This is a genomic window from Nocardia sp. No.11 (genome assembly GCF_038752175.1).
Lineage (GTDB): Bacteria > Actinomycetota > Actinomycetes > Mycobacteriales > Mycobacteriaceae > Nocardia > Nocardia canadensis.
The window spans coordinates 1-13,124 of the sequence record NZ_JBCGFB010000148.1 but is presented as its reverse complement, the minus strand read 5'-3'; the positions used below and the strand labels follow the sequence as shown (position 1 = coordinate 13,124).

General features: G+C 71.4%; 13 protein-coding genes. 6 read left to right on the top strand and 7 right to left on the bottom strand.

What is annotated here, in order from left to right:
- The coding region (locus V8688_RS28285) for a hypothetical protein (RefSeq protein WP_342802073.1) at positions 1-1,642 on the top strand (1,642 nt) is incomplete at its 5' end.
- Between the two features lie 70 nt (positions 1,643-1,712).
- On the opposite strand, the gene V8688_RS28280 is transcribed toward V8688_RS28285, so the two are convergent.
- Positions 1,713-2,639, bottom strand: a complete 927-nt coding sequence (locus V8688_RS28280; protein WP_342802072.1) for a LysR family transcriptional regulator — start codon at positions 2,637-2,639, stop codon at positions 1,713-1,715.
- A 67-nt stretch (positions 2,640-2,706) separates the two neighbouring features.
- Complete coding sequence (locus tag V8688_RS28275) at positions 2,707-4,215, bottom strand: NAD(P)/FAD-dependent oxidoreductase (RefSeq protein ID WP_342802071.1); 1,509 nt, start codon at positions 4,213-4,215, stop codon at positions 2,707-2,709.
- Positions 4,216-4,286: 71 nt separating this feature from the next.
- Here V8688_RS28275 and V8688_RS28270 point away from each other — a divergent pair, with 71 nt between their 5' ends.
- A complete protein-coding gene (locus tag V8688_RS28270) occupies positions 4,287-4,826 on the top strand; it encodes a GNAT family N-acetyltransferase (protein WP_218721149.1) in 540 nt (179 codons plus the stop codon).
- 3 nt (positions 4,827-4,829) lie between these two features.
- On the opposite strand, the gene V8688_RS28265 is transcribed toward V8688_RS28270, so the two are convergent.
- A complete protein-coding gene (locus V8688_RS28265) occupies positions 4,830-5,630 on the bottom strand; it encodes a tyrosine-protein phosphatase (protein ID WP_218721150.1) in 801 nt (266 codons plus the stop codon).
- A gap of 61 nt (positions 5,631-5,691) precedes the next feature.
- Positions 5,692-6,711, bottom strand: a complete 1,020-nt coding sequence (gene zapE / locus V8688_RS28260; RefSeq protein ID WP_218721151.1) for a cell division protein ZapE — start codon at positions 6,709-6,711, stop codon at positions 5,692-5,694.
- 35 nt (positions 6,712-6,746) lie between these two features.
- Between zapE and V8688_RS28255 the strand changes: the two genes are divergently transcribed.
- The 4 genes from V8688_RS28255 (at position 6,747) to msrB (ending at position 11,025) form a co-directional block, all read left to right on the top strand.
- Positions 6,747-7,508 carry a pyrimidine reductase family protein gene (locus V8688_RS28255; protein WP_342802070.1) on the top strand — a complete coding sequence of 254 codons (762 nt, stop codon included), beginning with the start codon at positions 6,747-6,749 and terminating at the stop codon, positions 7,506-7,508.
- A 32-nt stretch (positions 7,509-7,540) separates the two neighbouring features.
- Positions 7,541-9,094: an alpha/beta hydrolase gene (locus tag V8688_RS28250; RefSeq protein WP_342802069.1), complete on the top strand. Its 1,554-nt coding sequence runs from the start codon at positions 7,541-7,543 to the stop codon at positions 9,092-9,094.
- A gap of 84 nt (positions 9,095-9,178) precedes the next feature.
- Positions 9,179-10,519 carry a glycosyltransferase family 87 protein gene (locus V8688_RS28245; RefSeq protein WP_218721154.1) on the top strand — a complete coding sequence of 447 codons (1,341 nt, stop codon included), beginning with the start codon at positions 9,179-9,181 and terminating at the stop codon, positions 10,517-10,519.
- Positions 10,520-10,584: 65 nt separating this feature from the next.
- Complete coding sequence (msrB, locus tag V8688_RS28240) at positions 10,585-11,025, top strand: peptide-methionine (R)-S-oxide reductase MsrB (RefSeq protein WP_218721155.1); 441 nt, start codon at positions 10,585-10,587, stop codon at positions 11,023-11,025.
- Between the two features lie 174 nt (positions 11,026-11,199).
- On the opposite strand, the gene hemQ is transcribed toward msrB, so the two are convergent.
- From hemQ to V8688_RS28225, 3 genes are all read right to left on the bottom strand, one after another.
- A complete protein-coding gene (hemQ, locus tag V8688_RS28235) occupies positions 11,200-11,895 on the bottom strand; it encodes a hydrogen peroxide-dependent heme synthase (protein ID WP_218721156.1) in 696 nt (231 codons plus the stop codon).
- Between the two features lie 233 nt (positions 11,896-12,128).
- Positions 12,129-12,284 carry a hypothetical protein gene (locus V8688_RS28230; RefSeq protein WP_218721157.1) on the bottom strand — a complete coding sequence of 52 codons (156 nt, stop codon included), beginning with the start codon at positions 12,282-12,284 and terminating at the stop codon, positions 12,129-12,131.
- 154 nt (positions 12,285-12,438) lie between these two features.
- Positions 12,439-13,124: FAD-dependent oxidoreductase (locus V8688_RS28225; protein WP_342802068.1), on the bottom strand; the 686-nt coding region annotated here is incomplete at its 5' end.

Genomic DNA, 13,124 nt, shown 5'->3' with positions numbered 1-13,124 from the left:
CGCCGCGCGGGCGTGGGCCGATCGCCTGGCCGCCGCCGCGCAGCAGCAGACCGACGATGTCGTGCCCACGGCGACCGCCCGCGAATGGGCCGACCGCCTAGCCGCGGCAGCCGAGTTGGATGCCCTCGCCGCGGCTGCCGGACGAAGTGACGCGGCCGCGACGGCGGAGCGGACCGGTGTCGCCGCGCGGTTGGGGTCGGTGAACGGCCGGGCGGTGGAGTTGTCGGACGACACCGTGATCGAGGCCGTGGAACGGCCAGGCACGCAGCGGTTGCCGCACAACGGTGCGAGCCGGGGTGGCGAGGCCGGTGGTTCGGGTCGTGACGCCGAGGTCGGTGGGCGGACGGTGTCGATGTCGGCGCTCGGACGCGAGGGAGCGTCGCCGGAGGCAGATCTGCCAGGGGGGAACGCTACCGGGACAAGTGCACTGTCGGCCGAGGTCGCGGCGCGCCGGGGAGAGTCTGTCGCAGGGGCTGCCGACGAGCTCACCGTGCCGGGTCGAACCGCGCTGGGTGAGGCCGCCCGTGGCGGTGACCGGGTGATCGACGGTGCCCACGCGTCGCAGGCGAATGCCGCTGCCGTCGACATGGTGTCGGATCCGCCGACGGAGACCGGGATGCGCCCGCCCGCCGAGACCGGTGTGGAGCGGGCCAGGCCGGTCGGCAAGCCCACCGGGGCGACGACCGCGCCGGGCGTGGGCGCCGGACCGGCAGCGGGATCGTCGGAGGCGTTGTCCGGCAATCGGATCGATGCGACGGCCGACGACCTCGAGCGAGTCGTGAGTGATCCCCGGTCTGCCGGTCTCACCGCGGGTGACCGGGGCGAGACGGCCGGTGCCTCCCCGGTGGACGGGTTCGATCCGCGCTCCGCCACGTCACCGGAGCCCGCGGCCTCCGGCACCACCACCAGCGGAATCCACTGGACCTTCACCGACGAGGACCTGACCACGCCGTCGGCCCCGAGCCCGAACGGCTACGCCCGCAACGGCTTCACCGGCGGCGACTCGCAGCGCCCCGGGTCGATGTTCGACGAGGTCCCGCGAGAGCGCCTCACTTCCTCGGGTGACACGCCACCGCCGCCACCCGCCCGCCTGTCCGTGCCGAAGGACCCCGGCGCTGCCGGACAGTCCACCGGCAACGCGGGGCACGCTGCCTCCGCGGCCGACCGCGCAAGCGCGAGCCTCGAACCCTCAACAAGATTCGGTGCCTCGACCAGCGACCACGACAACGCGGGCCTGGAACCCACCACCCGATTCAGCAGCTCCACCAGCGACTACGACAACGCAGGTCTGGAGCCCGCGACGCGGTTCGGCGGCTCGACCAGCGACCGAGGAACCGAGGGCCTCGAGCCCGCGGGGGGCTCTGGGAGCGAATCGGCGCGGGCCGGTGGGTTCGCCGCGGCGAATGCGCGTGGACCGGAGGCGCCGGCGACCAGCCCGCTCGATCGTGTGGCGTCCGATCCGGCGCCGCCGACCGCGACCGACGCGGCGGGGATCACCGTGACGGGGACGTTCCGGGCGTTCGACATCGAGCGCGCGCACGTCGACAAACTGCAGGCGATGCTGGACGAATTGAAGCGATCGTCGGGGCTGCCGCCGGGGCGGAGCGACGTCTTCGGGTCGCCGACCACAGAGCCCGGCTAGCACCAGCGCAGGAGCAGGCCCAGGCCGCCGGTGCCGGAAGCCGTTCGGGGAGACCGGCGTCGGGGGCCGGTCAGACGGGTGCTGCGACCAGGTCGGGGTGCGGGGCGTCGCGCAGGATGACGCCGATGAGGTCGCGCAGTGCTCGGTGGCCTCCGTCGGCGGTGTTGCGGGGATGCCAGGCCATCGCGACGACGGGAGCGGGCAGGGGCAGGGGGATCTCGAACATCGTCAGGCCGAGGGCAACGGCGGCGGGGCGCGACAGCAGTTCCAGGGCAGGACAGACCAGTTCGGTGGTGGCGACGGTGAACAGGGCCGTGGACAGGTCGGGCACGGTGGCGACCACGCGCCGGGTGCGGCCGTGCAGGGCCAGGCGGTCGTCGATGGGGCTGTGGGTGCGGCCGGTGGCCGAGACCTCGAGGTGCTGGGCGGAGGCGTAGGCGGCGACGGTCGGGCGGTCGGCGCCGAAGGGGTGCGTCGCGGCGGCCAGGCCGACCCAGCGGTCGGCGAACAGGCGGGTCACCACCGTCTCCGGATCGGTCTGACCGATCATGCCGACCTCCACGTCGACCCGGCCGTCGCGCAGGGCGACCGCACCGTCCGCGGCGTCGGCGGCCAGCACCCGTACCGTGACGCCGGGCAGCTCGGTGCGGACCGCGGCCAGGAGCGGACCGGTCAGGCGCGGGGCCACCGAATCGGCCACCCGGACAACGAAATCGCGGTGGCGTCCCGCGCCGGTGCCGTCGCGGGCGGTGAGCAGCAACCGCGCCTGATCGACCAGGCCCGCGACGTCGTGGCGCAACTCGAGTGCCCGCGGGGTGGGCACGAGTTGTCGGCCGGAGCGCACCAGCAGCGGGTCCCCCAGCACGGTACGCAACCGGGTCAGCGTGCGGCTCATCGCCGAGGTCGAAGTGTGCAGACGCCGGGCCGCCTCGGTCACGCTATTGGTCTCGAGCAGCGCGTCGAGGGCGAGCAACAGGTTCAGATCCAGCGCGTCCACGCGAGGATTATCACCAACGCAATGATCACCGCCAAGTGTTGCGGCGGCGGCGATCCAGCGTGTCGGGCTACCGCTCGGCAACCGGTGCGGGCGCGGGCGGCGCGGGGACGGTGGCCGGATGGTCACGCAGCACCCGCCGGTAGGTGGCGGGCCGCACCGGGCGCACCCACTGGGCCAGCCGGCTGGTCAGCGGCAGCGGGGTACGCAGGTCGTCGAGCATCTCGTCGATGTTGGCCAGGGAGAACGGAACCACCGACGCGCCCTGGGCGTGATGGCCCTCGGTGCGTTCCCGCGACCACCGCAGCCGCTCGTCGATCTCGGAGTTCATCTGCTCGGGCATCGGCGGCACGAACTTGCCGGTGAGCAGCCCGGCGATCCAATGCGCGCCGACCTCCGCGCTCAGCGCGCTCACATTGGAGTTGTTGTAGCCGGCGAAGGTCAGGTTGGGCACCTCGACCGGCAGGATGTTGCGGAAGAGCCGGAAATCGCCGACCTCGTCGGTCAGGCTGCGCCGCACGAACGGGGTCAGAAACGGCACCTCCTGCTGATATCCGGTGGCGCAGACGACGATCTCGGCCAGCTTCAGGGTGCCGTCGGACAGGCGCACCGCGGGCCCGTGCTGCCCGCCGATCAGCTCGGTGACCTCGGTCTCGCGGTGAACGCTGATCCGGCCCGCCTCGACCTGCTCGGCGAAGCCCTCGGTCGCCAGGCTCGCGCTGCTGTCGGCCATCTCCTCGATGCCGCCCGTCGGGAGCAGATCGAGCTCGCGCAGCCGCAGCTTGCGCGTCACCCGCTCCTGCAGCAGATCCAGGTTCGCCTGGCGCAGGCTGAGCCCGTCGAGCCAGCGCTCGACACGGTGCGGCTCCCGCGACCGGAAGTGCGCCTCGCCCAGGCGGGTCAGCAACAGCCGCTCGTAGTCGAGGCCGAAGTCGACCTTGTGCGGCATCTTCCAGGTGAGCCTGCGCGCGACGACGCTGGTCTCGTCGGCCAGATGGCTGACGGCCTCGGCGACATCACAGGCCGACTTGCCGTAGCCGATCACGACCACCGAGCGATCCCGGGCCTGCTCGACGTCGTGGAAGTCCGATACGTGGACGAGCCGACCGCCCGCGGCCGCGAACGCCGCCGCGCCGGGCAGCGCGGGCATGACCGGTTCGCTGAACACGCCGTTGGCGACGATCAGGTGATCGCAGGTCGTGCGGTGCACGCCGTCGCGATCGCGGACCTCGAGCAGCCAGCCGCTGTCGACCGGGTCGGCGGCGACGACCTCGGTGCCCAGTCGCAGGTGCTCGGCCAGGCCGAACTCGTGGACGTACCCGGCCAGGTAAGCCTGGACCTGCTGGCCGTCGGGCCAGCGCGGGAAGTCCTCGGGCATCGGGTAATCGCTGAAGTGGTACCGGAACTTGCTGTTCTGCGCGCGCAGCCCCGGATAGCGTCGGGTGGCGCTCCACACACCTCCGACATCAGGGGCCCGGTCGAACACCTCGACCGGGAAACCCGCCCGACTCAACACTTTCGCGCAGGCCAAACCCGCAACTCCCGCACCGACGATCCCGATGCGGCTACCGCTCGTCATGGCGAGGAGAGTACTCGGCACCGATGCCAGGGTGCCACCGCCGCCGGGCCGACCCGTGCTGTACTGGAACTATGACCAACAGTTCCGTCGTCGTCGATCGGGCCGGGCTCTGGGATGCCGAGGAGCTCAGTGATGTCGCCGCGGCGACCTTCCCGCTGGCGTGCCCGCCGGAAGCCACCCAGGGCGACATCGAGATCTTCCTCGAGCAGATGCTCTCGGGCGAACGGTTCGGCGAGTACCTGTCCGATCCGGAGCGCACGGTCCTCAAGGCCGTCGAGGGCGACGAGATCGTCGGCTACGCCATGCTCGTCGCGGGCAGGCCGATCGATCCGGAGGTGGATGCCCAGGTCAGCCCGGGTGCGGTGGTCGAGCTGAGCAAGATGTACGTGCTGCCGGGACACCACGGCAGCGGCGTCGCCGCCGCGCTGATGACCGCCGCGGTGGCGACCGCCCGCGAGTCGGGCGCGACGGTGCTGTGGCTGGGGGTGAACCAGGCCAACGAGCGCGCCCAGAAGTTCTACGCCAAGCACGGTTTCACGCAGGTGGGCACCAAGACCTTCACGGTCGGCACCCAGGTGCACTCCGACTTCGTGTACGAACGGGCGCTGTGAGGCTCAGACGAGCAGCGCCGCCCGCAGCGCGGTGATCTCGGACTCGGACAGGCCGAGACCGGCGCGGATGTAGCTGTCGAAGCTGCCGTAGCTCTGGTTCGCCTGATCGAAGGCGGCGTCGAGCCAGCTCTGCTGCACGCCGTTGAGCGGGTCGGTGGGCGCGGCGTTGCGGTAGGTGTTGGAGGCCAGGTAGTCGGCGGTGACGGTGGCCCGGTCGACGCCGAGCAGCGTCAGCAGCACCGCCGAGGTCCAGCCGGTGCGGTCCTTGCCCGCGCTGCAGTGGAACAGCACCCCGGTGCCGTCGGCGGCGATGATGTCGCGCAGCACGGCGGCGAACGCCTCGTTGGCACCGGGAGCGGTGATGAACGCGCGGTACATGCCCTCGCCGCCGAACAGCGCGCCCGCCAGGATCAGCGGCGGCGCCTGGCCGATCACGTCGTAGGAGTTGCCGACCGCGCCGACGGGCAGCCGGTCCGCGCCCAGGCCCCGCTCGTAGCCGGTGCGCAGATCGTCGACGACGCGCACATCGAGGGCGCTGAGCCGGGCCAGGTCCTCGGGGGTCGCCTTGTCCAGCGCGCCGGTGCGGAACACCAGCCCGGTGCGCACCCGGTGCCCGTCGGTGGTGCGGTAACCGCCCGCGTCCCTGGCGTTCTGGACGCCGGTGAGGCCGAGCAGCCGATCGGCGCTCCCGATCTCGCTGGTGGGCGCGGGCGCGGCGACAGCCTGGCCGAGTGCCGGACCGAGCAGCACCGCTACTCCGGTCGCGGCGGCCAGACTCGCGCGGACAGCACGGCTACGGGTCACGACAGGCTCCTTCGACGACGCCGGGGTCACGGTCGGGACGAACGTACCCGGCGCCGGTCGATCACGCGGCGGCGGCCTCGAAGCGTGACAGCGCCAGCAGGCGCGAGATCGCGCGCAGGTACTTCTTGCGGTAGCCGCCGTCGAGCATCTCCTGGGAGAAGATCTCGTCGAGCTTCGCGCCGGAGACCGTCACCGGGATGCTGGCGTCGTAGAGACGGTCGGCCAGCACGACGATGCGCAGGGCGACGGCCTGGTCGGTGACCGGGTGCACGCCGGAGATGAACACCGAGGACACCCCGTTGATCAGGGCGCCGTACTTCGACGGATGCAGCGTGCTCAGGTGCTTCAGCAGCGCGTCGTAGTCGTCGAGGGTGGATCCCGGTGTGGTGGCGGCCCGTTCGGCCAGGATGTCTGGGGAGGTCGGCTCGGGCGCCGGCGGCAGGTCGCGGTGGCGGTAGTCGGGGCCGTCGACGCGCACCGGCTCGAAGATGGAGCCGAGCTTCTTGATCTCGCGCAGGAAGTCCTGGGCGGCGAAACGGCCCTCACCGAGCTGGCTGGGCAGCGTGTTCGAGGTGGCCGCGATGGACACACCCGCGGCGGAGAGCTCGGTGAGCAGGCGCGAGACCATGGTGGTGTCGCCGGGATCGTCGAGCTCGAACTCGTCGATGCACAGCAGGCTGTTGCCGGAGAGGCGCTCGACGGCGTTGACGAAGCCCAGCGCGCCGACCAGGTTGGTCAGCTCGCCGAAGGTGCCGAACGACTTGGGCGCGGGCGCGCTGTGGAAGATCGAGGCGAGCAGGTGGGTCTTGCCGACGCCGAACCCACCGTCGAGGTACAGGCCGGCGCCGGAGACAGCCTTCTTCTTGCCGAACAGGCTCTTCTTGGACGCGGCCTTGTGGATCTTGGCGATCTGACCGGCGAATTCCTCGGCCTTGCGGACCGCGGCCGCCTGGCTGGGTTCCTTGGGGTCGGGAATGTAGGAGGCGAAGCTGACCTCGTCGAACATGGGCGGGGGCACCATCTGCGCGACGAGCTGGTCGGCCGGGACCTCCGGATGGCGATCGACGAGGCGTTCTTGCATGAACGAATCGTACGGACGTGGTTGCATCGGTTCCTATGCAGCGTATCCACAATGTGACCCAGCTCGCAGACCTCGACGACGACGCACTGGCCAGGTGCTATGCCTACCCCCGCCACCTGGAACGGCCCTGGGTGCGCGCGAACTTCGTCAACAGTATCGACGGGGCGTTCACCGTCGACGGTGTCTCGGCCGGGCTGGGCACCGACGCCGACCATCGGGTGTTCGGCCTGCTGCGCGAGCTGGCGGAGGTGATCGTCGTCGGCGCGGGCACCGTGCGCGCGGAGAACTACGGCGGCGCGCACCCCGATCCGGACCGCCGCCGAGCGCATTTCCGGCACGGGATCGGCGGGTCGGCCGACGGTACGCCGCCGCCGATCGCGGTGGTCACCGCGAGCGCGCGGCTCGATCCGGCCGCGAAGTTCTTCACCGACGCCGAGACCCCGCCGCTGATCATCACCACCGCGCACGCCGCCAAGGACCAGGTCGACGCCCTCGGGCGGGCGGGTGCGGAGGTGATCGTCGCCGGGGAGGCCGCGATCATGCCCGCCGCGCTGCTGCGGGTGCTCGCCGAGCGCGGGCTGCAACGAGTGCTGTGCGAGGGCGGGCCGCATCTGTTCGGGCAGCTCGCCGAGGCGGATCTGGTCGACGAACTGTGCCTGAGCACCGCGCCGCTGCTGGTCGGCGGGGCGGGCGGGCGAATCTCGCTGTCGGCGAGCGGTTTCGACATCCCGATGCACCGCAGGCAGCTCGTGCTCGCCGAGGACGGCACCGTCCTGGCCCGCTGGGCCCGTCGATGAAACCTGGCGCCGAACCTGGCAGTGTGTAGCCCATGCGCTGGACTCGGGCCGCGGCGACGGCCGCGACACTGTCGATCATGCTCGCGGGCTGTGGGGCCGGACCGTCGGATCGGCCCGTTGTCGCCGTGGAGCGGCCGGGGGTCGGCGGCGCGCAGACCGAGGCGCCCCCGGTGCACGAACCGGCCAAGGCGGACACGCCCAAGACCGACCTGGCCTGGAAGGACTGCACCGCCGCGACACTGAGCTCGCTCGACTTCGGTCCGGCCCCGGCCGGGCTGGTGCTCGAATGCGCCGACTTCTCCACCCCGATCGACACCGCGGGCACCGTGCTCGGCACGTTCCGGGCGGGCGCGCTGCGGGCCCGGCTGCCGCAGACCCCCGTCGACGCCGCGCCGCTGGTGCTCACCTCCGGCGCCGACCGTTCCTCGGCCTCGACGCTGGCCGGGCTGGCCGTCGGGCCGAACAGCGCGCTGCTGGCCGCACAGCCGATCGTCGCCGTGGACCGGCGCGGTATCGGCGCCTCGCAACCCATCGACTGCATCCCGGCGCAGCTGCGCGCGGTGATGACCGACCTCGGCCAGTTCGGGGTCGGCAGCGACGACCAGGTCGGCGCCGTCGCAGGCTACAGCCAGGACGCGACCATCGCCTGCCGCGACTTCCTGCAGCCCTACGAGGGCACCTTCGACGCGCCGCACGCGGCCGACGACATCGAACAGCTGCGCAAGCAGTGGCAGGTCGACAAGATCAACCTGCTCGGCACGGGCAACGGCGGCAAGGTCGCGCTCAGCTACGCCCGCCGCTACGGCGACCACCTGGCCCGGTTGGTCCTCGACGCCCCCGAACCGGTCGGCGCCGACGTGACGACGAAGACCGAAGCCGCCGTGACCGGCGCCGAAGCCGCGGTGACCGCGTTCGCGCAGCGCTGCAAGGCCGCCAACTGCGCGCTGGGCGCCGACCCGCGGGCCACCATCGTCGGGTTGGTGGCCAAGGCGAACACCGGCGGCCTGGGCGACATCTCGGCCGCCGACCTCTCGACCGCGCTCACCGGGTTCCTGTCGAGCCCGCGCGGCGACCAGGCGAGCCGGGTCACCGCGCTGGCCGACGTCCTCGCCGCCGCCGACCGTGGCGACCGCGCCCCGCTGGCGGCGCTGGTGGCCCGCGAATCCGCGGCGATCAATTCCGACGGCGAGTTCGTCAACCGGTGCACCGACAGCCAGCAGCCGCCGACCCCGGACAAGGCGCGCGAGCTCGCCGGAACCTGGGCCGGCAAATATCCGGTTTTCGGTCGCACCGCCGCGATCGGGATGATGGTCTGCTCGGCCTGGCCGGTCTCGACCGCGCCGCCGCTGCCGACGAAGCTCGAGCTGCCGGTGCTGGTGTTCGCCGGTGCCGCCGACCCGGTCGTCGGCGGGGCCGCGGCCTCGGTCACCGGTGCCCTCGGGGCGGCGGGCGCCCGGCACGCCACGATGACCTGGCAGGGGTGGGGACACCCGGTGATCGCTCACTCCGGCTGCGCGCAGAAGGCGGTCGCCGACTATCTCGCCGAGGCGAAATTGCCCGCCGACGGCGGTGCCTGCCCGGCCTGATCCAGGTCGTACGACCATGTGATTCCGGCGCGTCGGACGGGTCCGGCGACACCATCGCTACCCGATCCGGTGTACCGTGCCCCAGTGTTGTTCCGACAGCTCGAGCCCCGCACCGCTCGCACCTCCGCCGAGGTGATCAAGTTCGCACTCTGGCCCTTCGCGGTCATGACCGTGCTGAACCGTGTCTTCATCAAGGCGGTCAACGGATTCGTCACCGACGACTACCGGCCTGTGTACAACGCCTCGTTCGAGTTCCTGAACGGCAGGCCGCTGTACACCGCCGACTTCTCCTCGGTCGACCCGCACTATCTCTACTATCCGAGCGGAACCCTGCTGATCGCCCCGGTGGCGATCATCGAATACGAGCTGTCCCGGTGGCTGTTCATCGGTCTCAACGCTGTCGCGATCCTGATCGCCTGGTACCTGCTGCTGCGGCTGTTCAAGTTCGGTCTGGGCTCGATCGCCGCGCCGGCGCTGCTGCTGGCGATGTTCGCCTCCGAGACGGTAACCAACACGTTGGTCTTCACCAACGTCAACGGCTGCCTGCTGCTGGCCGAGCTGGTGTTCCTGCACCTGTTGCTGGCACGGCGGGATCTGTGGGCCGGTGTCGCACTCGGGTTGAGCATCTCGGTGAAGCCGACGCTGGCGCCGCTGCTGCTCGTCGCGGCCGTGCGCGGCCAGTGGAAGGTCTTCATCACCGCGCTCGGTGTGCCGCTGACGCTCACCGCGATCGCCTGGCCGCTGTCGGCCGACCCCGAGAAGTTCTTCACCCGGGTCGTGCCGTACCTGGCGCAGACGCGCGACTACTTCAACAGCTCGATCGGCGGCAACGGGCTCTACTACGGGCTGCCGCACTGGCTGATCCTGCTGGTCCAGGCCGTGATGGCCGGTGTGGTCGCGGTGACGCTGTGGCTGCTGTGGCGTTACTACCGCCACGACGACCTGTTCTTCGTCACCACGTTCTCCGGGGTGCTGCTCACCGCGTCGTTCCTGCTGCTCTCGCTGGGCCAGATGTACTACTCGATGATGCTGTTCCCGTTCCTGATGTCGGTCGTGCTGCGCAATTCCGTGCTGCGCAACTGGCCGGCGTGGCTGGCGATCTTCGGGTTCATGACCTACGACAAGTGGCTCTCGGACCGCTGGCAGAGCACCGGGCGCACGCTCGAGTACCTGCGCGTGACCTTCGGCTGGGGCCTGCTGCTCGTCGTCGTGTTCTGTGTGCTCGGCGACCGCTACCTGGCCGCGCGCCGCGAGGGCAGACTGCGGTTCGGCATCGACCCCGCGTGGATGGCGAACGCGCCGGATTCGCGCGACGGCACCGAGGACGAGCGGCCCGCGCCCGCGGCGGTCTCCGCCACCACCGATCGCGACGATCCGGTCGCTCCGGAAGAGCCGATCGACGACCGCGAACCCGCGCTGAAATAGGGCTCGGCCGGTGCTGTGACGCGACGATCGCGGCGCGCACCGGCCGAAACCATTAGCGTGGAGTGATGAGTTCCGATACTTCGTTGCCCACGCCGCGCATCCAGCTGACGCCGCAGCAGTGGCGGGCGAAACTGGATCCGCAGGAGTACGCCGTGCTCCGTGAGGCCGCCACCGAGCGCCCGTTCGTCGGCGAATACACCGATACCAAGACCGAGGGCGTCTACACCTGCCGCGCCTGCGACGCCGAATTGTTCCGCAGCACCGAGAAATTCGACTCGCACTGCGGCTGGCCGTCGTTCTTCGACCCGGCCGATTCCGACGCGGTGATCCTGCGCGCCGACGATTCGCTCGGCATGCGCCGGGTGGAGGTGCTGTGCGCGAACTGCCACAGCCACCTCGGCCACGTCTTCGAGGGCGAGGGCTACCCGACGCCGACCGACCAGCGTTACTGCATCAACTCGATCGCGCTGCGCCTGACACCGGCCCAACCGGAAGGAACTGCCTGAGCGCGCTGGGTGCCCCGCACAACCCGACCTCGAGGAGGGTCCCGCCGACGAAGTCGGCGGTTCGCGACCGTCCCGTGGATCAGGTGCCGTTGCGTACGCGACGAAGGAGCAAGCAACGGTGCCTGATCGGCGGGACCGCCGGGGCGCGAACTCGAGCGCGCCAGCGCTCCAGAATTACGGCAGTGCGGTGACCAGCTGCTCGACCTCGACGCGCGGGCCGGTGAAGAACGGGATCTCCTCGCGCACGTGCAGGCGGGCCTCGGTGGCGCGCAGGTCGCGCATGAGGTCGACGATGCGGTGCAGTTCGGGGGCTTCGAAGGCGAGGATCCATTCGTAGTCGCCCAGCGCCATCGAGCTGACGGTGTTGGCCCGCACGTCCGGGTAGCCGCGGGCGGCCTTGCCGTGGTCGGCGAGCATCTTGCGCCGCTCCTCGTCGGGCAGCAGGTACCACTCGTAGGACCGCACGAACGGGTACACGCAGATGTAGTTGCCCGGGTCCTCCCCCGCCAGGAACGCCGGGATATGACTCTTGTTGAACTCGGCCGGGCGGTGCACCGCCACGTTGCTCCACACCGGGGCGCTGGCCCGGCCCAGTTCGGTGGTGCGGCGGAAGTCGGCGTAGGCGGCCTGCAGGTCCTCGACGCGCTCGGCGTGGGTCCACAGCATGAAGTCGGCGTCGGCGCGCAGGCCGGCCACGTCGTAGATGCCACGCAGCACGACGCCCTTGTCGGCCAGGCCGTCGAAGAACGCCTGCGCCTCCTTGATCGCCGCGGCCCGGTCCTCGCCGAGCACGCCCGGCTGCACCTGGAACACCGAGAACATCAGGTAGCGAATGGTGGAGTTGAGGGCCTGATAGTCGAGTCGCGCCATGGATCCATCGTGCCACTGCGACGATTTCGCCCGCCGGGTGGGCGGGGATTCGAGATCGGCCGGTCGTCGCCCAGGTGGCGGTCCGCAGCGCCGCCGGATCGTCGATGTCGCGGTAGTGGATGCCGGTCATCCCGAGCGCCCGCGCGGCCGGCACGTCATCGAGCCGATCAGCGATGCACAGGCAACGCTGCGGCGTGACACCGGCCGCCGCGATCTCGTGGTGAACGCGCCCGTCAGTCGGTCGCCGGCCTGGCCGGGAGCCAGGGCGCGGTCTCCTCGCTGCCGAAGACGGAGGTCACGGTGGTCGCCGCGCCCTCGTGGAGTTCGACCGGGCCGAGGTCGGGGTCGAGGATCAGGGTGCGGAGGGGCTGCTCGCCGGTGGTGGTCACAGCGGGCGATCATGCAACATCGCTATCGCACCCGGTCGGGGACACGCCGGGGCGATGGGCCAGGACGTGTCCAGCCCCATGGATTCGCTCTGCCGACCCGTCGGCTGCCCGAATCTCCCGCCGCCGATACGGTGACCCGCTGTCGGCGCCGGCGCTACTCGACGCGGGAGGTGACGGCGCGGGCGATGCGTTCGGCCGCGGCCGTGCCGGCGGCGACGCAGGCGGGGACGCCGACGCCGTGGAGGTAGGCGCCCGCTACGGCCAGGCCGTCGAGGTCGGCGACGGCGGATTCCAGGGTGGCGATGCGTTCGGTGTGGCCGGGGGCGTACTGGGGCAGGCCGCCGGGCCAGCGCTGGACGATGGCGTGAATCGGGGCGATCTCGGTGCCGGTGACCGTGGTCAGGTCGGCGACGGCGGCGGTGACGAGGTCCTCGTCGGACCAGGACAGCGGGGCTTCGTCGCCGAAGCGGCCGAAGGAGGCGCGGACCAGGGCGACGTCGCGGGCGCCCAGGTGCGGCCACTTGCGACTGGACAGGGTGAAGGCCTTGGCGCGCAAGGGTTCTCCGGTGGCGACCAGGATGCCCGAATTGTCCGGCAGGTCGGTGGTGAGCGGCAGCGCCATGGCGACCAGCGCCGAGGAGGACAGCTCGATGCCCGCGGCGGCCGCGGCCGCGACCGGTGACGCGTAGTGCAGCAGACGGGCGGTGACGGGGGCCGGCGTGGCCAGGACGACGGCGTCGACCAGGCCGATCGGATCGACCACCCAGCCCCGGGGCGCGGCGGCCACCCGGGTCGCCGCCAGGGTGGTGACCAGCCGCGCGTCCGACGCGGCGGTCAGGG